General features: G+C 71.5%; 20 protein-coding genes. 12 read left to right on the forward strand and 8 right to left on the reverse strand.

Annotated features, from left to right (window positions below; translation table 11 throughout):
* Positions 1–6: 6 nt before the first annotated feature.
* The gene (locus ACT54X_RS00625; protein WP_294366201.1) at positions 7–2,460 is read right to left on the reverse strand and encodes a penicillin-binding protein 1A; all 2,454 of its coding nucleotides are present in this window, start codon (positions 2,458–2,460) and stop codon (positions 7–9) included.
* A gap of 344 nt (positions 2,461–2,804) precedes the next feature.
* On the opposite strand from ACT54X_RS00625, the gene ACT54X_RS00630 reads away from it, so the two are divergent.
* The 6 genes from ACT54X_RS00630 (at position 2,805) to proC (ending at position 9,376) form a co-directional block, all read left to right on the forward strand.
* Positions 2,805–4,871: a VIT and vWA domain-containing protein gene (locus ACT54X_RS00630; RefSeq protein ID WP_294366202.1), complete on the forward strand. Its 2,067-nt coding sequence runs from the start codon at positions 2,805–2,807 to the stop codon at positions 4,869–4,871.
* A 17-nt stretch (positions 4,872–4,888) separates the two neighbouring features.
* Complete coding sequence (gene xrtQ / locus ACT54X_RS00635) at positions 4,889–5,773, forward strand: exosortase Q (protein WP_476344479.1); 885 nt, start codon at positions 4,889–4,891, stop codon at positions 5,771–5,773.
* Complete coding sequence (locus ACT54X_RS00640) at positions 5,760–6,338, forward strand: hypothetical protein (protein ID WP_294366206.1); 579 nt, start codon at positions 5,760–5,762, stop codon at positions 6,336–6,338. Before xrtQ ends, ACT54X_RS00640 begins: the two co-directional genes overlap by 14 nt.
* 27 nt (positions 6,339–6,365) lie before the next feature.
* The gene (locus ACT54X_RS00645; RefSeq protein ID WP_294366208.1) at positions 6,366–7,646 is read left to right on the forward strand and encodes a biosynthetic peptidoglycan transglycosylase; all 1,281 of its coding nucleotides are present in this window, start codon (positions 6,366–6,368) and stop codon (positions 7,644–7,646) included.
* 239 nt (positions 7,647–7,885) lie between these two features.
* A complete protein-coding gene (locus ACT54X_RS00650; RefSeq protein WP_294366209.1) occupies positions 7,886–8,239 on the forward strand; it encodes an alpha/beta hydrolase in 354 nt (117 codons plus the stop codon).
* Positions 8,240–8,560: 321 nt separating this feature from the next.
* Positions 8,561–9,376 (forward strand): pyrroline-5-carboxylate reductase, encoded by an 816-nt coding sequence (proC, locus tag ACT54X_RS00655; protein WP_294366212.1) that lies wholly within the window; start codon positions 8,561–8,563, stop codon positions 9,374–9,376.
* Positions 9,377–9,473: 97 nt separating this feature from the next.
* On the opposite strand, the gene ACT54X_RS00660 is transcribed toward proC, so the two are convergent.
* Together ACT54X_RS00660 and ACT54X_RS00665 are read right to left on the reverse strand one after the other, a co-directional pair.
* Complete coding sequence (locus tag ACT54X_RS00660) at positions 9,474–10,274, reverse strand: alpha/beta fold hydrolase (protein WP_294366214.1); 801 nt, start codon at positions 10,272–10,274, stop codon at positions 9,474–9,476.
* A gap of 25 nt (positions 10,275–10,299) precedes the next feature.
* Positions 10,300–11,283 (reverse strand): Bug family tripartite tricarboxylate transporter substrate binding protein, encoded by a 984-nt coding sequence (locus ACT54X_RS00665; protein ID WP_294366216.1) that lies wholly within the window; start codon positions 11,281–11,283, stop codon positions 10,300–10,302.
* 125 nt (positions 11,284–11,408) lie between these two features.
* Here ACT54X_RS00665 and ACT54X_RS00670 point away from each other — a divergent pair, with 125 nt between their 5' ends.
* Positions 11,409–12,389 carry a LysR family transcriptional regulator gene (locus tag ACT54X_RS00670; protein WP_294366219.1) on the forward strand — a complete coding sequence of 327 codons (981 nt, stop codon included), beginning with the start codon at positions 11,409–11,411 and terminating at the stop codon, positions 12,387–12,389.
* Between the two features lie 18 nt (positions 12,390–12,407).
* Here the strand turns inward: ACT54X_RS00670 and ACT54X_RS00675 are convergent, their stop codons facing one another.
* On the reverse strand, positions 12,408–13,307 hold the full coding sequence (locus tag ACT54X_RS00675; protein WP_294366221.1) for a LysR substrate-binding domain-containing protein: 900 nt from the start codon (positions 13,305–13,307) through the stop codon (positions 12,408–12,410).
* A 208-nt stretch (positions 13,308–13,515) separates the two neighbouring features.
* On the opposite strand from ACT54X_RS00675, the gene ACT54X_RS00680 reads away from it, so the two are divergent.
* On the forward strand, positions 13,516–14,715 hold the full coding sequence (locus ACT54X_RS00680; protein ID WP_294366222.1) for an acyl-CoA dehydrogenase: 1,200 nt from the start codon (positions 13,516–13,518) through the stop codon (positions 14,713–14,715).
* Between the two features lie 2 nt (positions 14,716–14,717).
* Positions 14,718–15,959, forward strand: coding sequence for a CaiB/BaiF CoA transferase family protein (locus ACT54X_RS00685; protein ID WP_294366224.1), 1,242 nt, complete (start codon positions 14,718–14,720; stop codon positions 15,957–15,959).
* Here ACT54X_RS00685 and ACT54X_RS00690 read toward each other — a convergent pair whose 3' ends face one another.
* Genes ACT54X_RS00690 through ACT54X_RS00700 form a run of 3 tightly spaced genes read right to left on the reverse strand, consistent with a single transcriptional unit; the run spans position 15,960 to position 19,089 of the window.
* The gene (locus ACT54X_RS00690; RefSeq protein WP_294366226.1) at positions 15,960–16,856 is read right to left on the reverse strand and encodes a DMT family transporter; all 897 of its coding nucleotides are present in this window, start codon (positions 16,854–16,856) and stop codon (positions 15,960–15,962) included. It lies immediately after the preceding gene.
* A gap of 46 nt (positions 16,857–16,902) precedes the next feature.
* The gene (locus tag ACT54X_RS00695; RefSeq protein ID WP_294366228.1) at positions 16,903–17,373 is read right to left on the reverse strand and encodes a CopD family protein; all 471 of its coding nucleotides are present in this window, start codon (positions 17,371–17,373) and stop codon (positions 16,903–16,905) included.
* Positions 17,374–17,430: 57 nt separating this feature from the next.
* Positions 17,431–19,089 carry a hypothetical protein gene (locus ACT54X_RS00700; RefSeq protein WP_294366231.1) on the reverse strand — a complete coding sequence of 553 codons (1,659 nt, stop codon included), beginning with the start codon at positions 19,087–19,089 and terminating at the stop codon, positions 17,431–17,433.
* Between the two features lie 182 nt (positions 19,090–19,271).
* Between ACT54X_RS00700 and bla the strand changes: the two genes are divergently transcribed.
* Both bla and ACT54X_RS00710 read left to right on the forward strand, forming a co-directional pair.
* On the forward strand, positions 19,272–20,201 hold the full coding sequence (gene bla / locus ACT54X_RS00705; protein WP_294366233.1) for a class A beta-lactamase: 930 nt from the start codon (positions 19,272–19,274) through the stop codon (positions 20,199–20,201).
* Positions 20,202–20,355: 154 nt separating this feature from the next.
* Complete coding sequence (locus ACT54X_RS00710; protein WP_294366235.1) at positions 20,356–20,781, forward strand: DUF1330 domain-containing protein; 426 nt, start codon at positions 20,356–20,358, stop codon at positions 20,779–20,781.
* Positions 20,782–20,790: 9 nt separating this feature from the next.
* Here the strand turns inward: ACT54X_RS00710 and ACT54X_RS00715 are convergent, their stop codons facing one another.
* On the reverse strand, positions 20,791–21,081 hold the full coding sequence (locus tag ACT54X_RS00715; RefSeq protein WP_476344486.1) for a hypothetical protein: 291 nt from the start codon (positions 21,079–21,081) through the stop codon (positions 20,791–20,793).
* A gap of 114 nt (positions 21,082–21,195) precedes the next feature.
* On the opposite strand from ACT54X_RS00715, the gene ACT54X_RS00720 reads away from it, so the two are divergent.
* Complete coding sequence (locus ACT54X_RS00720; RefSeq protein ID WP_294366240.1) at positions 21,196–22,098, forward strand: LysR family transcriptional regulator; 903 nt, start codon at positions 21,196–21,198, stop codon at positions 22,096–22,098.
* The last annotated feature ends 27 nt before the right edge of the window (positions 22,099–22,125 follow it).

Genomic DNA, 22,125 nt, shown 5'->3' on the forward strand with positions numbered 1-22,125 from the left:
GGCGCCTCAGCGGAACATGTTCAGGATCCGGTTGCGCTCGTCCGGCTGCGCAGGCGCTGCAGGTTGCCCAGGCTGGGCTGGCTGGCCGGGCATGGCCGGGATGACCGGCTGGTTGCCCCACGACGGCGCAGGGCCGGTCGTCGGGGCGCCGCTGTTCACCTCCACCGGCGTGATCGGCGTCAGGGCGGCTTCCACCCCGAGGGATTGCACGCCCTGGCCGTTGGCGTATTCGTCGTACATCCATTCGCCGCTGGCGTTGGTCACGCCCGGCGGCACGTCCAGCTTGGCCACCGGGACGCCCTTGAGTGCACCCTGCATGTAGCGCGTCCAGGCCGGCAGCGCCAGGCTGCCGCCGGTCTCGCCGCGCACGCCGAGCTGGCGGGGCGTGTCGTAGCCGATCCAGGCCACGCCCACGCGGGTCGGCTGGAAGCCGGCGAACCAGGCATCGTGCGAATCGTTGGTGGTGCCCGTCTTGCCGTAGAGGTCGTCGCGGCGCAACGTGCCGTAGGCGCGGCGGGCGGTGCCGTTCTTGACCACGCTGTTCAGCAGCGTGTCGATCACGAAGGCATTGCGCGCGGGAATGACGCGGCCGGCCTCGTCGGCGGGCTTGGGCGGGGTGTCCTCCAGCACCTGGTCGCGCGCGTCGGTGATGCGGGCGATCAGCCGCGGCTCCACCTTCAGGCCGCCGTTGGCGAACACCGAGTACGCCGCGGCCATCTGCAGCGGCGTCACCGAGCCGGCGCCCAGGCCCATGGTCAGGTACGCGGGATGCTTGTCGGCCGCGAAGCCGAAATGCGTGATCCATTCCTGCGCATAGGCGGGCGTGATGGCGTCCAGCACGCGGATGGTCACCACGTTCTTCGACTGCTCCAGCGCCTGGCGCAGCGTGATCGGGCCGGCATAGGTGTTGTCGTAATTCTTGGGCTCCCAGGGCGCACCGCCGGTGGCGGCGGCGTCGAAGGACAGCGGCGCGTCGTTGACGATGGTGGCGGGCGTGAAGCCCTTCTCCAGCGCGGCCGAATAGATGAAGGGCTTGAAGCTGGAGCCCGGCTGGCGCCAGGCCTGCGTGGCATGGTTGAACTTGTTCTTGTTGAAGTCGAAGCCGCCGACGAGTGCCTTGATGGCACCATCGCGCGGGTCGATGGCCACGAAGGCACCTTCGACCTCCGGCAGCTGGGTCACTTCCCAGCTGTTCTGCGGGCCGGTGCGGGCGATGCGCACGATGCTGCCGCGGCGGATGCGCAGCGGCTCGGCCGCCTTCTCCACCAACCCGCGCTGCACGGCCTGCAGGCCGCGGCCGGTGATCTCGATGCTGTCGCCGTTGGCGCGCACCGCCACCACCTTGCGCGGGCTGGCCTCCAGCACCACCGCAGCCATCATGCCGCCACTGTCGGGCTTGTCCGAAAGGGCATCGTCCACCGCGCTGTCCAGATCCTGCGCTTCGGCGGGCAGTTCGACATAGCCTTCCGGACCGCGGTAGGGCTGGCGCTGTTCATAGTCGACGATGGCCTCGTGCAACCCCTCATAGGCCGAGCTCTGGTCGTTGCGCGCCACCGTGGTGTAGACCTTGAAGCCCTTGGTGTAGGTGTCGTCGCCGTACTTGGCCACCATCTGCTGGCGCACCATCTCGGCCACGTAGTCGGCATGCAGGCCCGATGGCTCGGCGGCGTCGCGCAGCTTGAGCGGCTCCTGGCGCGCCTTCTCGGCATCGGCCTGGCTCAGGTAGCCGGTCTCGACCATGCGGCTGATCACGTACTGCTGGCGGGCCACCGCGCGGCGGGGATTGGCGATCGGGTTGTTGCTGCTGGGCGCCTTGGGCAGGCCGGCCAGCATGGCGGCCTCGGCCACGGTGATGTCCTGCAGCGGCTTGCCGAAATAGGTCTGGGCCGCGGCGGCAAAGCCGTAGGCGCGGTTGCCCAGGTAGATCTGGTTCAGGTAGATCTCGAGGATCTGGTCCTTGGTCAGCTCGTCCTCCAGCCGCCAGGCCAGCAGCGCCTCCTTCAGCTTGCGGGTGAAGGTGCGCTCCGAGCTCAGGAACATGTTGCGCGCCACCTGCTGGGTGATGGTGGAAGCGCCCTGCCGCACGCCCCCATGCAGTGCGTTGGAGATCACCGCCCGCGTCAGGCCGATGGTGTCGAGTCCGCCATGCTGGTAGAAGCGCGCGTCCTCGGTGGCCAGCACCGCGTCCTTGAGCACCTTGGGGATCCTGTCGATGGGCACCAGCTGCCGGCGTTCCTCGCCGAACTCGCCGATCAGGTCGCCGTCGGCGGTGAACACGCGCAGCGGCAGCTTGGGCTGGTAGTTCTGCAGCGTGCTCACGTCGGGAAGCTGGCGCGACATCAGCGCCGCGGCAATGCCGACGATGGCGGCGCCGCAGACCACCGCGGTGGCACTGCCGATGGCGGTCCACTTGGCGGCTCGGCGCAGGCGGGGATCGGACAGACGGTCTTTGAAGGACATGGGAAAGAAACAGGAAGAGGTCGGCCGGCGGGAGGGAAGGCGAGCATGCCCGCCCGCCGGAAGGCCGCCGTAACAAGGCGTTGCCTGCACGCCGGCAGGCGCGCAAGCCTCGCGCTGTCACGGCAGCCACGCTGTCGGACGGCGGCAGCATTCTCGGTGCGGCGGGTGCCACGCCGTCGGCAGGGCCATCGTCGCCGCGGATCTTGAAAGGAGGCTGAAGGGCGCTGCACACGGACTTCACACAGGCTTCACATGGCGCGTGGGGCTTCATCGGCCCTTCCTTCTGGCTTCGGATGCCGCGCGGACAGTCCTTCCCATCGCACACACCGAGGAAGGAACCGACCATGAATCCGAACTTGTCCTGGCGCCCCCGGCGCAGTCCCGAAGCCCGCGGCTGCGGCCTGTGGGCGTTCACGGCGCTGATGGCGCTGGCCGCCTTTGCGTTGCTGGTGTGCCGGCCTGTCCTTGCACAGGAGGCTGGCAACGATGCCACCGCGAGTCCCTATCTGGTGGTGCAAAGCGACACCCCCGGCACCGACCGCCTGCCCCTCAAGCGCACCGACGTCGACGTGCGCATCGCCGGTGTCATCGCCGACGTGCGGGTGACGCAGACCTACCGCAACGAAGGCGAGCGCACGCTGGAGGCGCGCTACGTCTTTCCCGGCTCCACGCGCGCCGCCGTCGGTGGAATGAACGTGCGCATCGCCGACCGGCTGATCACCGCGCAGATCCGCGAGAAGCAGCAGGCGCGGCTGGAATACCAGGAAGCGAAGCAGGCCGGCCAGACGGCTGCGCTGCTCGAGGCCGAGCGGCCCAACGTCTTCCAGATGAACGTGGCCAACATCCGGCCGGGCGACGAGGTGCGTGTGGAACTGCGCTACACCGAGCTGCTGCTGCCGCAGTCGGGCCGCTACCAGTTCGTCTACCCCACCGTGGTGGGCCCGCGCTACGTGGGCACCGGTGGTGGCGGGGGACCGTGGAGCGCCCAGCCCACGCTGCCCGCCGGCACGGCCAGTGCCGCGGCCTTCTCGCTCAAGCTGAGCCTCGATGCGCCGCTGCCGCTGGCGGACATCCGTTCGTCCAGCCATGCGCTGGCCATCCAACCCAGGCCCGACGACCGGCATGCCGCCCTCACCTTGCGCGAGGATGGCCGGCCGCTGGCCAACCGCGACTTCGTGCTCGACTTCGCCCTCGCCGGTGAGCGCATCCAGTCGGGCCTGATGCTCTATCCGGGCAGCGGGCCGGATGCGGAGAACTTCTTCCTCGCGATGGTCGAGCCGCCGCGCGCCGTGGCCGCCGAGCGCATCGTGCCGCGCGACTACCTCTTCGTGGTGGACATCTCCGGCTCCATGCACGGCTTTCCGCTGGACACGGCGCGCGTCCTGCTCGAGCGGCTGATCGGTGGCCTGCGGCCCAGCGACACCTTCAACGTGATGCTGTTCGCCGGCAGCAACCGCATGCTGTCGCCCAGGCCGGTGCCGGCGACACGGCCCAACATCGAGCGGGCGCTCAGGACGCTCACCGACATCCAGGGCGGCGGCAGCACCGAGCTGATCCCGGTCTTGCGCCAGGCCTATGCCCAGCCCAAGGCCGAGGGTGTCTCGCGCAGCATCGTGGTGGTGACCGACGGCTACGTCACGGTGGAACGCGAGGCCTTCACGCTGGTGCGCGAGCACCTGGACCAGGCCAACCTGTTCGCCTTCGGCATCGGCGCCTCGGTCAACCGGCACCTGATCGAGGGCCTGGCCCGGGCTGGCCGTGGCGAGCCCTTCGTCATCACCGATGAACGGCAGGCGCCCGAACAGGCAGCACGCTTTCGCCGCATGGTGGAGTCGCCGGTGCTCACCGGCCTGAAGGCGCGCTTCGACGGCCTGGAGGTGTACGACGTGGAACCGGCCCGGCTGCCCGACGTGCTGGGCGAGCGGCCCGTGGTGCTGTTCGGCAAGTGGCGCGGCACGCCGCGCGGCCAGCTGGTGGTGGAAGGCCGCAGCGCCGAAGGCCCGTGGCGCCAGGTGCTGCCGGTGGACGCAGGCAGCCTGGCCCCTCAGGCCACGGCCTTGCGCGCCCTGTGGGCCCGCGACCGCATCGCGGCGCTGGACGACCAGGAGGGCCTGGAAGGCAGCGGCCAGCAGCGCGACGCCATCACCGCGCTGGGGCTCAAGTACAGCCTGCTCACCGCCTACACCAGCTTCATCGCCGTCGACCAGGTGGTGCGCGGCACGGGCGATGCCGGCACGACGGTCGACCAGCCGCAACCCTTGCCCGAAGGCGTGAGCGAACTCGCGCTGGGCATGCCGGTGCCCGCCACGCCCGAGCCCGAGACGCTGGGTGCCGTGGCCGTGGCGCTGGGCATGCTCGCCATGCTGCGCCGCCGGCTGCGTCGGCACGACGCGCGGCGCATGACCGCCTGATCGAGGGAGCAACGCCAATGAACCTCGTCGATTGGGCGGGCCGCCATCCCCGCAGCCTGGAGGCGGCGATCCGTCTCGACCGCCTGCCGCCTGTGCTGTGGCTGCTGGCCACCGCCCTGGTGCTCTGGCCCACCTGGGGCTGGATGGGCGCCCGCATGCTGGACCGTTCGGACGATCCGCTGGGCCTGCTGGCACTGGGTGCGCTGGGCCTGTTCGCCTGGCAGGGTCGGCGGTCGCTGCGTGCCTCGCCGCGGCTGGGGCTGCTGTCCGTGGCGGCGTTCGGCGTGCTGGCCTCTTCGCTGCTGCGGGCCGGCGGTGCGCTGCCGCCGCTGGCCACCGGCCTGCTGGCCGTGCTGGCCCTGGCCTGCGTGCTGCTCGCCTTTCTGCCCAATGGGCAGCCTGCCCTGCCGGTGCTGGGCCTGGCGGTGCTCGCCCTGCCCCTGCTGTCCTCGCTGCAGTTCTATGCGGGCTATCCGCTGCGGCTGGTCACGGCCGAGGCGGCGCGCTGGCTGCTGGCGCCGTTCTTCGTCGTCGAGCGTGCCGGCAGCAGCCTGTGGGTCGATGGCCGGCTGGTGATCGTGGATGCGCCCTGCTCCGGCGTGCAGATGGTGTGGATGGGCTACTTCACCGCCTGCGTGGTGGCGCTGTTCATGACGCGGATGGACGACCGCGCCTTCCTGCGCCGGCTGCCCGTGGTCGGACTGGTGGTGCTCGGCGGCAATGTGCTGCGCAATGCCCTGCTGGTGGGCCTGGAGGGCGCCGGCCATGCGCCCGGGCCGCTGCTGCACCAGGCGCTGGGGCTGGCGCTGCTCGCCGTGGTGTGCGGTGCCATCGGGCGGCGGATGCTGCGCGCGGCACCGCAGGGCCTTGCCCTCGGAAAGGATCGCCATGCGCTGGCCTGATGTCTTCGCGCCTTCGCCATGGCGCAACCACTTCGCGCACCGGGTGCTGCACAAGCTGGCGTTCGCGCTCGTGCTGGTGGTGAGCCTGGTGGCCAGCCTCTGGCCGCTGGCGCAGGACGGTGTCGTGCCGTCTTCGTCCCATGCCGCCTCGCCCGAATGGCCCGCCACCTGGGGCGGCGTGCCGTTGAGGCCGCAGGCGCTGGGCGAGGTGGAAGCCCGCTTCGTCCGCCACTTTCCCGGCCACATCGCCCGCTTCACCGACGGCCGGCAGGTGCTGGTGATGCGGCAGGTCGAGCGTCCCACGCGCCTGTTGCATCCGGCCGAGGACTGCTGGCGCGCGCTGGGCTACCGCATCCTCCAGGCCCGGCTCGAACACGATGCGCGCGGCCGGCTGTGGCGCTGCTTCCACGCCGAGCGCGCGGGGAGCAGCACCCAGCGCGTGTGCGAGCGCATTGAGGATGCCGCCGGCCGATCTTTCACCGACACTTCCGCCTGGTACTGGGCCAGCTGGCGCACGAGCGCCGCCGGTCCCTGGACGGCGGTGACCGTGGTCTCGCCGCCATGAACGACACGACAGACAACGGGACGCGATGTGAACAAGGGGCTGCGTTTGCTGCTGTGGGGCCTGCTGGCCCTGCTGCTGACGGCAGCGGTGGCGGCCGTGGCGGTGGTGCGCATCGCGCTCGCGCCGGCCAAGGACGAATGGGCGGTGGACTGGCGCGTCGGTCCCTTCACGGTGCCGGTGGGCGTGCCCACGGTGCTGCGGCTGGCCACCTCGTCCTGGATCGCGCCGCGACTGGACGGCCGCCGGCTGCAGACGGCCCAGGGCCCCATCGACCTGCACTGGGACGCCCCGCGTACGCAACTCGGCCTGCGCTGCGCGCCCTGTCGCCTCGGGCTCGCGGCGATGGGCTCGCAGCCGCTTCAGCTGACCGAGCTGCGCCTGACAGCACGGCGCGACGTGGATGTGCTGCGCGGCGAGCTCGACGCGGTGCCAGCCAGCGCGAGTACCGAAAGCCTGCACGGCCGCTGGCAGGGCCGGCTCACGCAGCGTGACCTGCACATCGATGCCAGCTTCGACGAGGCACCCATCGCGCGCTGGTATGCCGTGCTGGCCACGGGCCTGCCCGAGCTGGAGCGCGCCCGCATCGGCGGCACGGCGTCGGGCCGCCTGCAAGTGCAGCTGCCCTCGGGCACGCTGGGGCTGCAGCCGCGCATCAGCGGCTTCACCGTGGAGGGCCTGGGCACCGAGGCGCTGCTGAATGCGCGCAGCCAGTGCGGGCCTTCCGCCCAGCTCAAGGCCGACAGCTGGCTGGCCCGCGCGGTGATCGCGGCGGAGGACCAGCGCTTCTTCCAGCATCCCGGCTTCGACCTGATCGAGCTGCAGGCCGCCTTCGACCGCAACCAGCACAAGGGTGCGGTCGAGCGCGGCGGCAGCACGCTCACCCAGCAGTTGGCCAAGGTGCTGGTGACCGGCAGCGAGCGCAGCCTGCAGCGCAAGCTGCGCGAATTGCTCTACGCGGTGGACATGGAGCAGCAGCTGGGCAAGGCGCGCATCCTGCAGCTGTACCTGGACCATGCGCCCTGGGGCCGGGTCTGCGGCGCCGAGGCGGCAGCGCGCTTCTATTTCGGCCGCCCGGCGGCGCGGCTGGAGCCGGCGCAGGCGGTCTGGCTGGCGGCCATGCTGCATGCGCCCAGCGCCGCCGCCGAGCGCTGGCAGCGTGAGGGCAGCCTGGACCCGCAGCGCGTGCAGTGGGTGGCCGAGGGCATCCGCGGCATCAGCCGCGGCCAGCGAGAGGCCCTGCTGCGCAACGTGACGCAGGCGCGCTACCCCTGGCCGGGCAACCTGCCGCCCTCCCCGCCCGCGCGCTGACTGAATGCCACGGCTGGGGGCCGCCCCCCGCGCCAGGCGCGGCGACGTAGGAACAATCCCACAGGCTGCCTGGCCTCATTGTTTCCTGATCGTGAACAGCACGTTCGGCAACGACCAGGGTTTTCCCTAGCTCAACGGTCCACAATTCATCTCACGGGCCAGCGATTGAACGCAGACCCGAAGCCGGTGGGGCAGGTGCCCCGCCCGCTCTGTTCAACGCTCTGCTTAGGAGAAAAATCATGACCAAGACCTCGAAGATCATCGCCCTTGCCGCCCTGTCGTTCGCCGCCGTTGCCGGCGCCAGCGCCGAGGAATACCAAGGCGTCGTCGCCCCCGTGTCGGCCTTCAGCCGCGCCGAAGTGAACGCCCAGGCTGTGCAGGCCGCTCGCGCCGAGCAGAACCTGGAATACGTCGGCCAGCAGGTCGCCGTGGCCCCGGCCGCTCCCCGCAGCCGTGCCGCCGTGCAGGCCGAAGCCGTCGCCGCTGCCCACAGCCCGACCTGGAACCTGGACTCCAAGGCCTTCGTGAACAGCACCATCCCGGCCCAGTACACCCAGGGCAGCCTGTCCGTCTACCGCAAGGCCGGCCTGTAATCAGGCCGCCACGCCACGCCGTGCGATTCCTGAGGGATCGGCCGTGCGTGGCGAACCCCCGGCAGAACGGGATGGAGGCGGACCGGGCCTGACACCGGGTTCGTCTTCGTCCCCTCAGGCGGGCACCGCCTGTGAAAGAGGTCCGGGATGGGGCCTGGGAGGCGCCTGACTGCAGCCGGCACGTGAAAGCGTGCCGGCTTTTTCGTTGTGGGCAAGGCCTCGGTGAGCAGCCGGCGGGGCCGGCGGCAGGAAGCGGCAGGCGCGGGGCGCACGACAATGCCGACCGACCCCTTTCCTCCCCTCCTTCTCACGGCACCCCTCATGAAAGTCCTGTTCCTCGGCTACGGCAACATGGGCCGCGCCCTCGGCGAGGCCTGGCGCGACAGCGGTCGCGTCCAGACCCTGCTGGCCATCGATCCCGCGCCTCTGCCTGAAGGCGCTGCGCCGGTACCCGGCCGGCATGCCAGCGTGCAGTCGCTGCAATCGGCGGGCGATGCGGCGGGCGGTGTCGACCTGGTGGTCGTGGCCGTCAAGCCGGCCATGGCGGCCGACGCCTTGCGCGCCCTGCCCGCCGACTGGCTGGCCCAGGCCGTGGTGGTGAGCGTGGCCGCCGGTGTCACCGTCGCCACGCTCGAAGCAGCCCTGCCCCTGGGCACGCCGGTCATCCGCGTCATGCCCAACACACCGGCCATGCTGCGCGCCGGTTGCACCGGCCTTTACGCCGCGCCCGGCGTGGACGAGGCCCGGCGCGAGCAGGTCGGCGCCCTGTTCGCCACCGTGGGCAGCGCGCATTGGGTGGACCAGGAATCGCACATCGACCTCGTCACCGCCATCAGCGGCAGCGGTCCGGCCTACTATCACCTGTTCAGCGAGGCGCTGGCGCAGGCCGGCTTGGCGCTCGGCCTGTCGCCCGAACTGGCCCGTGCCCTGGCGGCCGACACGGCCTGGGGCGCCGCCGCGCTGCAGCACCAGCCGGATGCCGACTTCGCGGCATTGCGCCGAGCCGTCACTTCGCCCAACGGCACCACGGCCGCGGCCATCGCCGTGTTCGAAGAGGGCGAGGCGCTGCGGGTGCTGGTGAAGAAGGCGGCCGAGGCGGCGCACCGGCGCGCCGTCGAACTCTCGGCGGGCGGCTGAGCGCGCGTCTGCGCTGCGGCTCGCGACTTCGGCTATTGCTTCGGTTGCGGCATGCGGATGGCCCGCAGACCGTGGGCTGAAAGCGAACGCCGGACGCTCAGGCTGCGCGCCGCGCCAGGAAGTCCAGCACCGCCGCGTTGAACGCCCGCGGCTGTTCGAAGTAGGCCGAGTGCCCCGCATCGGCCACCACCACCAGTTCGCTGCCGGCCACCCGTTCGTGGAATTCGCGGGCCACGGCCACCGGCACGATCGGATCCTGGTCGCCCACCAGGAAGAGCGTGGGGCAGGCCAACGCGTCCAGCGCCGCCAGCGGAATCAGCCGGTCCGGCGCCATCAGACCCTGCAGCGCCGCACCCCAGTCGGCGGCGGGAATCGAATGGGCGCTGGGGTTGAAGTGGTTGATCTGCGCGTAGAGCGCGGCCTTTTCCGGCTCATGGTCCAGGAACCAGCGGCCCAGCGAACGCTGCTCGATGCTCACCGCCTTCTGCGACAGCTGGCGCGTGGCCAGGATGTCCAGCAGCACGGGATGGTCCACCGCCATCGATGTGTCGCAGGCCGCGAAGGCTGCCACCCGCCCGGGATGCGAGAGGGCGAGCTTCAGCCCGATCATGCCGCCGAGCGACTGGCCCACCAGCCTCACACGGTCGATGCCCTCGTGGTCGAGGATGGCGATCACGTCGTCCACGAACAGCCCAAGGTCGAATTCCGCCAGCGGCGCGGCCGAGCGGCCGAAGCAGCGGATGTCCATCGTCAGGCAGCTGTAGCGGGACGCGAACGCGGGCAGCTGTTGCCACCAGGTGGCGGCATTGGAGCCGGCGCCATGGCAGAACAGCATGGCCGGGCCGTCGCCCTGGCGTTCGTAGTAGATGGCGCGGCCGTGGGAAGTGACGAAGGGCATGGTCGGAAAGGCGAAGGGAGGAGGCTCAGTTGGCCTTGAGGTTCAGGCTGCGGACCAGCTGGCCCCAGCGTTCGGTATCGCTGCGCACCAGCTGCGCGTACTGTTCCGGCGTGGTGGACAGCGCGGTCATGCCCTCGAACTCCAGCTGCTTGCGTGTTGTCGGGTCGGCCTGCGCGGCCGCGAGTGCGGCATGCAACCGGCGCACGATCGGCGCGGGCGTGCCCTTGGGCGCGGACAGACCGATCCAGGCGCTGATCGTCAGCTGCGGATAACCCAGTTCGGCGAAGGTGGGCACCTGCGGCGCCAGCGGGCTGCGCTGCGCGCTGGAGACCGCCAGCACCTTGAGCTTGCCCGCCTGCACCGGAGCCAGCGCGCTGTTCAACGGAATCACGGTCAGCGGCACCACGCCCGCCAGCACGTCCTGCAGGGCGGGTGCGCCGCCCTTGTAGGGCACATGCGTCAGCTTCACGCCCGTGGCGCGCTGCAGCTGCTCCATCACCAGGTGGCCGGTGCTGCCGGCACCCGAGCTGGCGTAGTCGAACTTGCCGGGCTCGCGCCTGGCCTGCTGCAGGAGGTCGGCGAAGTCCTTGACGCCGGCGTCGGGCCGCACCACCAGCCACTGCGCACCTTCGCCGATGGTGCCGATGTGCTCGAAGTCGCGCACGATGTCGAAGCCGATGCCGTCGTACATGGACTGGGCGATGGTGTTGAGCATGCCGGTGGCCACCAGCGTGTAGCCGTCCGGCGGCGCCGCGGCGGCCATCTGCGTGCCGACGATGTTGCCGGCACTGGTCTTGTTGTCGATCACCACCGGCTGCTTCAGCACCTGGCTCATGTGCTGGGCCAGCGGTCGGATGGTGCGGTCATAGGGGCCCCCGGCCGGGGCCGGCACGATGATGCGGATGGGGCGGCTGGGCCAGTCGGCGCTGCCCTGGGCCTGCGCCGTGGTGGCCGTGGCGAGCAGGGCGCCCAGCGTGGCGAGCGCGCGCCGGCGATCGAAGGAATGCATGGTCATGTCTCCTGGGATGGCGCGTGAACGCGCTCGTGTGTCTGCGGATCGAGCCGGCATCTTCATCGTCCCAGCGATCAGTGACCAATTAAATCGGGTGGCTGGTCATTAGACTTTGCGATGGCATGACCCCTCCACCTCCGGCTTCCACCCTGCTCAATCGCCTGCTTTCCCGCGGCAAGTTCCGCCATGTGCAGGTGTTGCTCCAGCTGGCCGAACTGGGCAGCGTGCAGCGCACGGCCGATGCCATCGGCATGACGCAGTCCGCCGTCACCCAGACGCTGGCTTATCTGGAACGGCTTCTCGACGTGCGCCTGTTCGAGCGCCACGCCCGCGGCGTGCGGCCCACGCCCGCCTGCACCGACCTGCTGCCCGTGGCCCGTCAGCTGATGCTGGGCATGGCCGACGTGGCGGGCGCGGTGGATGCGCGGCGGCGCCAGGGCCTGGGCTTCGTGCGGGTGCTCGCGTCGGTCTCCGCCATCCACGGCGTGCTGGTGGATGCGCTGCCCGCGTTCGCGCAGGCGCAGCCGGCCATCCGGGTGCAGCTGGCCGAGGCCGAGGGCGAGGACCAGTTGCTGGCCATCGCCCGTGCCGAGGTCGATCTGGTGGTCTGCCGCCGGCCGGGGGCCATGCCGCAGGGCTGGGAATTCCATGCGTTGCGCAAGGACCGCTTTGCCGTGGTCTGCCGCGCGGACCATCCGCTGCTGGCCGATCCCGCCGTCCCTGGCGGCTCACCCGCGGCCGGTCTGCCGGCCGACCAGGCCTGGGCAGCGCTCGCGGCCCATCCCTGGCTGCTGCTGCCTGCCGGCGTGGCCGCGCGGGGGCATTTCGACGCGCTGTGCGAGCGCTTCGGCCGCACGCCGCCGATCTATCCGGTCAGCACCCGCTCGCTGCCGCTCATGGGCTGGCTGTTGCGCCACCAGCCGCTGCTGGCACTGCTGCCGTTGAACCTGGCGCGGCCCTGGCTGGCCACCGGTGAGCTGCGCGAGCTGCCGCTGGCCGACATGGCCGCCATCGAGCCCATCGGCCTCCTGCAGCCACAGTCGGGCATGGGTGAGGCGGCCTCGGCGCTCAGCGACTTCCTGCGCGGGCGCGTGGACGGCTGAGCGATCGCAGCCTGCCTCTCAGCCTGCCGCCTGCGCCACCAGCCACTGCCGGAACAAGGCCAGCGCCGGCCGCGCATCGTCCACCGCCGGCTCCACCAGGTAGTGGCTGCGTTCGCCGCGCAGCGGACGCGGGCAGGCGATGGCCAGTTCGCCGCGGGCCAGTTCGGCTTCGATCAGCAGCGGCGGCAGCAGCGCGATGCCCAGCCCGTGCGCTGCCGCCACCGCCAGCATCGAGAAGAGCTCGTAGCGCGGCCCGGCGCCGCCGCGCGGGTTGTCCACGCCCTGCGCCTCGAACCACTGCCGCCAGCCGTCGGGCCGGGTGCTCTGCTGCAGCAGCGGCAGGCGCGCCACCTGCGCGGGCGTGAGGGCGGCGCGGCCGTCCATCAGCGCGGGACAGCACACCGGCACCACCTCCTCGTGCCGCAGCAGCGTGTGGCGCGTGCCGGCCCAGGTCGCGGCCTGCTGCGGCGTGCCGGTGTAGAGCGCGGCATCGAAGGGCGTGTCGTTGAAGAGGAAGGGCCTGGTCTGCGTCTCGATGTGGACGGTGATGTCCGGATGCGCCTTCGCCAGCAGCGGCAGCCGCGGGATCAGCCAGCGCGTGGCCAGCGTTGGCACCGCCGCCAGCTGCAGCGAACCGCCCGCGCCCTGGCGGGCCATGGCGTCGAGGGTGTCGCGCTCCATGGCGTCGAGCTGGCGGCGGATCTGCCGCGCATAGTCGGCACCGGCCGCCGTGAGCTGCACGCCGTGGCGGGTGCGGCGGAACAGCGCGAGGCCCATGAAGGCCTCCAGCGCGCCGATCTGGCGCGAGACGGCGCTCTGCGTCAGAGCCAGCTCTTCGGCGGCGCGGGTGTAGCTCTCGTGCCGGGCCGCGGCCTCGAAGCAGGCCAGCGCCTGGGTGGAGGGGATCTTGCGTCGCATGGTCCAGTTCAACGGTGAAGGTATGCCGTCGCTACATAGTTGATGGCCACCTGTCGCCTTGGACCATCTGCGGCGCATTGTCGCCAGATATGCCCAATACGCATGCCTGGGTGCCGATTTCTCGTTTGCGCCGCCATTGGCGCCGGGCGTACGATGCCTCGCATCCCCCGCAACCTGCAGCCGCTCACGCGCACGGAGACCGCACGCCATGGCCACCAAAGCCGCCTTCCACTGGGACGATCCCTTCCTTCTCGACCAGCAACTGACCGACGACGAACGCGCCGTGCGCGAGGCGGCCAATGCCTACTGCCAGGACAAGCTGGCGCCGCGCGTGCTGGAGATGTTCCGCGGCGAGAAGACCGACCTGTCGATCTTCCGTGAGATGGGCGAGCTGGGCCTGCTGGGCCCGACCATCCCCGAGCAGTACGGCGGCCCCGGCCTCAACTACGTCTGCTACGGCCTGATCGCGCGCGAAGTGGAGCGCGTCGATTCCGGCTACCGCTCCATGGCCAGCGTGCAGTCCTCGCTGGTGATGGTGCCCATCTACGAATTCGGCACCGAGGCGCAGAAGCAGAAGTACCTGCCCAAGCTGGCCAGCGGCGAGTTCATCGGCTGCTTCGGCCTGACCGAGCCCGACCACGGCTCCGACCCCGGCAGCATGGCCACCCGCGCCTACAAGACCGACGGCGGCTATCGCCTCAAGGGCAACAAGATGTGGATCACCAACTCGCCGGTGGCCGACGTCTTCGTCGTCTGGGCGAAGGAAGTGAGCGAAGGCGGCGCCGTCGGCCCGATCCGAGGCTTCGTGCTCGAGAAGGGCATGAAGGGCCTGTCGGCCCCGGCCATCCACGGCAAGGTGGGCCTGCGCGCCTCCATCACCGGCGAGATCGTCATGGACGACGTCTTCGTGCCCGAGGAGAACGCCTTCCCCGAGGTGCAGGGCCTCAAGGGCCCCTTCACCTGCCTGAACAGCGCCCGCTACGGCATCAGCTGGGGCGCCATCGGCGCCGCGGAGGACTGCTTCCACCGCGCCCGCCAGTACGTGCTGGACCGCAAGCAGTTCGGCCGTCCCCTGGCCGCCAACCAGCTGATCCAGAAGAAGCTGGCCGACATGCAGACCGAGATCACGCTGGGCCTGCAGGGCAGCCTGCGCCTGGGTCGCATGAAGGACGAGGGCATCGCCGCGGTCGAGATCACCTCGATCATGAAGCGCAACAACTGCGGCAAGTCGCTGGACATCGCCCGCCTGGCGCGCGACATGATGGGCGGCAACGGCATCAGCGACGAGTTCGGCGTGGCGCGCCACCTGGTGAACCTGGAGGTGGTCAACACCTACGAGGGTACGCACGACGTGCACGCGCTCATCCTCGGCCGCGCGATCACGGGTATTGCAGCATTCAGCAACTGAGCATGCCCAGCAGCCCAGCCGCCGCGCTTGACGGCATCAAGGTCCTCGACCTGTCCCGCGTGCTCGCGGGCCCCTGGTGCACCCAGATCCTCGCGGACCTCGGGGCGGACGTGGTCAAGATCGAGCGGCCCGGCGTGGGCGACGACACCCGCAGCTGGGGCCCGCCCTTCCTCAAGGACGCCGAGGGCCAGGACACCACGCAGTCCACCTACTTCACCGCCTGCAACCGCAACAAGCGCAGCATGACGGTGGACATGGCCTCGGCCGAGGGCCAGCAGATCCTGCGCCGCATGGCGGCCGAGGCCGACGTGGTGGTCGAGAACTTCAAGACCGGCGGCCTGGCCCAGTACGGGCTGGACTACGCCAGCCTGCGCGCCCTCAACCCGCGGCTGGTGTACTGCAGCGTCACCGGCTTCGGCCACGACGGCCCCTATGCCGAGCGCGCCGGCTACGACCTGATGATCCAGGCCATGAGCGGCATGATGAGCATCACCGGTCGGCCCGATGCCGAGCCCGGCGGCGGTCCGCTGCGGGTGGGCGTGGCGCTGATCGACCTGTTCACCGGCTGCTATGCCTCCACCGCCATCCTGGCCGCGCTGCGTGCGCGCGAGGCCAGCGGCGAGGGCCAGCACATCGACATGGCGCTGCTGGATGTGTCCATGGCCATCCTGGCCAACCAGGCCACCGCCTTCCTCAACACCGGCAAGCCGCCGCAGCGCCAGGGCAACACGCACCCCAGCCTCGCGCCCTACCAGGACATCGCGACACAGGATGGATCGATGCTGCTGGCCATCGGCAACAACGGCCAGTTCGCGCGCTTCTGCGAGGCGGCCGGCCATGCCGAATGGGCGGCCGACGAACGCTTTGCGAGCAACACGCTGCGCGTGAAGCACCGCGCCGAGTTGATCGCGCTGATGGAGGCCGTCACCCGCACCCGCACCACGGCGCAATGGGTGACCCTGCTCGAAGACAAGGCCGTGCCCTGCGGCCCCATCAACGACATCGGCCAGGCCTTCGGCGATGCACAGGTGCGCTCACGTGGTCTGGCCGTCACGCTGCCGCGCGATGCGGGCGACGGCATCGACGCCATCACCGGCGTGGCCAGCCCTCTGCGGCTGACCGCCACGCCGCCCGTGCTGCGCCGCGCGCCTCCGGCCCTGGGTCAGCACACGGACGAGGTGCTGGCGGAGCTGGGCTTTTCGGCCGACGAGGTCGCCCGGCTGAAGTCCAGCCAGGTCGTCTGATCAGGCGGCCGCCCGCGGCGCCTCGCGCCGCACCAGGTACAGCCCGCTGGCGATGATGATGGCGCTGCCCGCCAGCGTCCACGCGTCGGGCGTGGCGCGCCAGATCAGCCAGTCCAGCAGCAGGCCCCAGGCCAGGGCGCTGTATTCGAAGGGCGCCACGGCGGCGGCCTGGCCGTGGCGGAAGGCCTCCGAAATGGCCAGCTGCGCCAGGAAGCCCGCGACGGCCAGCGTCGCAATGGCCGGCACATGCTGCGCGGACACGGGCGTCCACACGGGCAGCGCCAGTGCGCCGCCGCCCACGGCCAGGCTGACGGTGGTCCAGAACACCAGCGCGCTGCTCGGCTCGGTACGGCTGGCCAGACGGCCCAGCACATTGCTCAGTGCATAGCAGGCGGCGGCGCCCAGCACGGCCAGGGCGCCGGTCGTGAGGAAGGCCTCGCCGTCCGGCCGCAGCGCCACCACCACGCCGCCGAAGCCCGCCACGATGGCCACCCAGTGCCGTGGCTGAATCCGCTCGCCCAGCAGGGGCACAGCGAGCAGGCTGATGAGCAGCGGCGCGACGAAGCTCAGCGTGTAGGCTTCGCCCAGCCCCATCGTGCGCAGACCGGAGGTGTACAGCACCAGCATCAACACGCTGAGCACGCCACGCATCAGATGCAGGCGCCAGCGCATGCCGCGGTGGAACACCTGCCCGCCCTCGCGTCGACACAGGATGTACAGCGCGATCATGGGCAGCGAACTCCAGCCCCGCAGCGCCACCACCTGGGCCGGCGCGAAGTGGCCGCCCAGCACCTTGAGCATGGCGTCCACCACGCCGAAGGCGGCACAGGCGGCCAGCATGGCGACGATACCGCGCAGCGTGCCCGACAGGCGGGTGGCGACGAAGGTGCCGCTCACCGACCCGGCCCGCCGTGCCAGGCGGGATGCGCGTGCGAATGCGCCCTCATCCAGCGCGACCCAGCAGCGCGACGACGAAGACCAGCACACCCAGCACCAGGTTGAAGGCCACGCGCAGCCGGATGCGGTTGAGCGCCGCGCCGGCCTCGGGCCACTGGTGGGCAGCCACCGCGCGGCGCAGTGCCGGGAAGGCGCTGGCGCGGATGGTGATGTAGATGAGCGTCATCACCGCCGCCAGCCCCGCCATCGCATGCACCCGCCAGTGGGCGTTCGCGAAGCCGCCCATCTGCCCCAGCATCGCGAAGCCGCTGAGCCACAGTGTGGCGATCGCGATGTCCACGCCGATCAGGAAGCGGCGCAGCACGGCGGTCATCAGCGGCAGTCGCTGCGGCGGGGCCAGCAGCGCGGCCGCGGCCGGCCGCACGGCGAGGTGCAGCGTGGCCATGCCACCCACCCAGAAGGCGGCGGCGAGCACATGCAGCAGAAGAAGCAGGGCGTAGAGGATGGTGGGGCTCATGGGGGGTCGGGTTCTGGGGGAAGGTGGGGGATGCCTCGAAGGGCATGGGTCGGCCGATCATCCCATTGCCGCGCGTCGGACGGCACGCCGTGGCGGTGGCTCCAGCGCCAGCAGCTCGGCGGGCAGCGCGTCGTTCCAGACGTCGCGAAAGTAGGCGCGGTCGCTGGCCACCAGCTGCGGCAGCACGGCGCGCAGCCGGGCGAGGGCCGCGGCCGCGGTGCCCAGGTCGCGGCCATGGGCGGCGAACCAGGCCTGCTCGAACAGCAGGCCCGCCAGCTGCAGGCCGGGGTAGCGGCGCTGGCCCGCGTCGTGATCGGCCAGATGTTGCGCGGCCACCCCGGCCCAGCCGCCGCGCATGGCGGGGCCGTCCAGGCCGGGCGCGAGGCGGTCCTCCGCGCTCTCTTCGGCAAGGGCGCGGGGCGTGAGCGGTCGCAAGGCCGCGAACTCGGCCAATGGCAGGCCGGGGCGCGGCTGGCAGTCGCCGCGAGCGATGCGCATCAGGTAGATGGCATTCCACGCCGAGCGGCCCTGCCCATCGGCCAGGCTGCACAGCCATTCGCTGAACGCGATCCACTGCACCGCATGCCGGCGCGCCTGCGCACCGCGTGCCTGCGCCGCCGCCTGCACGCCCAGGCCCACGCGGTCGAACAGCCACACGGCCATGCCCATGTTGGCCGCCACATGCTGTGCGGCATCGAAGGCATGCGACTCGAAGGCCGCGGCCAGGGCGCGGCCGAAGTGCTGCATGGCCTCGTCGGCTTGCAGTGCGGCGGTGGCGGCGTCCGTGGTGGCCAGGCCCAGCGCACGCGAGCGGCAGGCGAGCGCCCACAGGTTGCTCCACTCGAAGCGCACCTGCGGATGGTGGCGCAGCAGCGGCGCCTGCTGCGCATCGCGCGTCATGGCGGCCAGTTGCGCCTGGGCCTGCGGCAGATCGCGGGCGGTGTAGCTGCACCACGCGCCCACGATGGCGGCCATCGCGCCCAGGTAGTCGTGGCTGGCCACCTGGCGGGCCAGGCGCTGGCGTTGCAGGGCGGCCAGGCGCTTGCGGGCCTGTGCGTCGTCGCCCAGGCGGCGCCAGAGCAGCGCTTCGTTGAGCGTGACCAGCGCGCGTTGGTAGTCGTCCTGGGCCAGGTCGGCCGCCTGGCGCATGGCGGCCAGCGCGCTGGTGGGCGCTTTGGCATCGCGCCGGCCTTGCACCGGAGCGGCCCAGCGGCCCTGCCGCATGGCCTGCTGCGCGGCGGCGAGCTGGTGCCAGAAGCGGGCGTCCTGCAGTTGCACCGCGCTGGCCTGTGCTTCTGCGGCGCTGGTACGAGCGCGCCGCGGCGATGCGGAAAGACCCAGGAACGCCGCCACATCGGCCGGCCGGGCCGCCTGCCCGTCGACGCGCAGACGCAGGCGCCGCGCCTCGGCGGCAGGCAGCCAGAAGGGACCCTGGCTGCGGCCCTCGGCATTGAGGAAGCGCGGGTCGCGCGCCGCGTCCGGGCCCCAGCCCACGCGTAGGCCCCAGGCCTTGAAGTCGCGGAAGGCGCGACTGACCACCATGCGCAGGGTTCGCGCGGACGACACCTGCCCGCGCAGGGCATCGACCGCCACCACCTCGCCAATTCGCTGCGCATGGTGCAGCCGCACCAGCAGCCACAGCGATTGATAGGCCGCCGGCCGGCCGCCCACCGACTGGGGCGAGCTGAGTTCGATGTCGATGGAGGGCAATGGCATGGGGAAGACGGCGATGTGACAGGTGTGACAGCAGTGCGGCGCGGGCGGCCCCGCGGGCTTGGTGGCCGGGGCGGGCCTTCCTACGATGCGGGCTCGTCGCGACGCCCTTGCCCTTGCCCTTGACCGCCTGCCCCGCATTGTGGGCGGCCTTCCCGCACCCATCATCTGTCCACAGGATCTCCATGACCTTCCACTACCCGGCTGCTTCTCTTGAACTCGCGCAGCGCCGTCGCCTTCTGTCCGCCCTCGCCGCCGCGCCGCTGGTGCTGGCCACGACAGCATGCGCCACCGCCGCCGCGCCCGCCGACCGCGAGGCGCAGGCCGCGCTGAACGCCCTGGACGAAGGCTTCGATGACCGGCTCGGCGTGTTCGCGCTCGACACCGGCTCCGGCGCCACGCTGGGCCATCGTGCGGGCGAACGCTTTCCCATGTGCAGCAGCTTCAAGGCCGTGCTGGCGGCGTCCATGCTGGACCGCAGCCGTCGGCAGCCGGACTGGCTGGCCCACCGCGTGCGCTATGCCAAGGCCGACCTGGTCAGCTATTCGCCCGTCACCGAGCGCCATGTGGGCGAGGGCATGACCGTGGCCGAACTCTGCGCCGCCACGGTGCAGTACAGCGACAACGGCGCCGCCAACCTGCTGATGGCCCAGAGTGGCGGCCCGCAGGCGCTCACCGCCTTCGCGCGCAGCCAGGGCGACAGCGCCTTCCGGCTCGACCGCATCGAACCCGCACTCAACAGCGCGATTCCGGGCGACGAGCGCGACACCACCACGCCCGAGGCCATGGCCCGGCTGCTGCAGCGGCTGGTGGTGGGCGAGGGCCTGCCGCCGCGCGAGCGCCAGCAACTGGCCGACTGGCTGCGTGGCAACACCACGGGCGCACGGCGCATCCGCGCGGGCGTGCCGGCGGCCTGGACCGTGGGTGACAAGACGGGCACCGGCGCTCACGGCTCGGCCAGCGACATCGGCATCGTGTGGCGACCGGGCATGGCACCGCTGGCGCTGGCCATCTACACGACGCGGCCGAAGGCCGATGCGCCGGCGGACGAGGCCGTGATCGCCGAAGCGGCGCGCATCGTGGCCCGCTGGGCGGGCGCGGGACGGCCGGCCTGAGCCCGCGTTCGCCCAACAGGGCCATCGGGCGTTCGCGTCGATGCCGCGCCGCCCGCGCTGTCACCGGCGCAACAGCGCCGGGCGCGCGCGCCGGTCAACATGGGCGAGCGCCCATCCACGGCCCTGCGTGGAGGCACCTTGAACGGAGACCTGAATGTCCATGTCGCTGCCTTTCGACCGCGTCGCCATCGATCCGACGCGCGACAGCTTCAAGCAGTTGTTCGACCAGGTGCCGGCGGACACCCCGGTGCTCATGCTCAACCTGCTGGCCTTCCGCGCGCAGGCCGCCGATGCACCGGGCGCGCCGGTGCGCTCGGGCCGCGCCGCCTACGCCACCTACAGCGAGGCGGTGGTGCCGCTGCTGGCGAAGGTCGGCGGGCAGGTTCGCTGGGTCGGCGATGCGCGTCATGCGCTGGTGGCGCCGCCCGGCGAGTCCTGGGACGAAGTGCTGCTGGTGGAGTACCCCACGCGCGACGCCTTCGCCGCCATGATCCAGTCGCCCGAGTACCGGGCCATCGTGCATCACCGCACGGCGGCGCTGCGCGATGCGCGGCTGATCGCCACCACGCAGCGGCCCTGAGGCCCCGCCTCAGCGGCCCAGATGGCCGAGCAGTTCGCAGCGGCCCACGCCCAGGTCGTTGAGCTCGTGCTGGCCCATGGCCATCAGCAACGCGCCCTCTTCCCGCAGGCGACGTGTGCGGATGCGGCGCATGCGCCGCTCGGCCGCCGCCTCGCACAGGCGCTGAAGCAGCCCGGTGCGTGCCGCAGCCGCCGGGGCCTCGACCAGGGTCTCGCGCGGCACGGCACCTGGCGCGATGGCGCGGCGGGTCACGGCGGCGCTCGGGCGGGCGGTGGCGGGTTGCAGCACGAGGGTGTTCATGATCGGCTCCTGGCGTGTGTTTCTGGCACGAGGTGGTGAAAGGAGCCGCGATCATGCGCCGCGGCGCAGCATCGGAGAAGTTGAGAGTTCTGAGGGCTGCGATCAGAATGCCTGATGCGCCAATTGAACCTCGACCAGGTGCGCACCCTGGTCGCCATCGCCGACCTCGGCAGCTTCTCGGCCGCCGCCCAGGCCCTGCACCTGGCCCAACCCACCGTGAGCCTGCATGTGAGCGAGCTGGAGTCGCGGCTGGGCGTGCCGCTGCTGCTGCGCTCACCGCGGCATGTGCAGCCCACGCCAGCCGGCGCCGAGCTGGTCGAGCGTGGCCGTCGCCTGTTGCGCGATGCCGACGAAGCCATGGACGCCGCCCGGCGGCGGCATGCGGGCCTGGAGGGGCGGGTGCGCATCGGCGTCTCCACCACCAGCGTGGTGGTCGACCTGCTGCCGCCGGTCTTCGAGGCGCTGGCCGCCCGCTACCCGGGCATCGAGCTGTCGCCCGTGTTCGTGGGCTCGGCCGACTCGGCCACCGGGCTGGTGGGCGGCGCGGTGGACCTGGCGGTGGTCGCCCTGCCCCAGCCGGCTCTGCCCGGCGTGCGCTTCACGCCCTGGTTGCGCCACGAGATGCGGGCGCTGGTGCCGGCGGTGTGGCCGGCCTTGCCCAAGCGCGCCACGCCGGCCTGGCTGGCGCAGCGGCCGCTCATCATGAACGAGCCCGGCACGCGCATGCAGACGCTCACGCTCGAATGGTTCGGTCGCGCCGGCTTCTCACCGCGGGCTCGCATCGAGCACAACTACGACGTCGCGATGCGCGGCCTGGTCGAGGCCGGCTATGGCGCCGCGCTGCTGCCGCTGCGGGCCAGCCATGAGGAGGCCGCCGGCTCGCGCGTGCGGGTGCTGCCGCTCAGCCCCCGGCTGGTGCGTCAGCTGGTGATCGGACACCGAACCCAGGAGCCCGCCGGCGGTCCGGTGCGGCGGGTGGTGGACATGCTGATGGAGATGGCGGGCCAGGTGGGTTGAAGGGCGCGCCGGATCGCGTCGTCCATC

The sequence above is a fragment of the Pseudacidovorax sp. DMC4 genome, assembly GCF_056314265.1.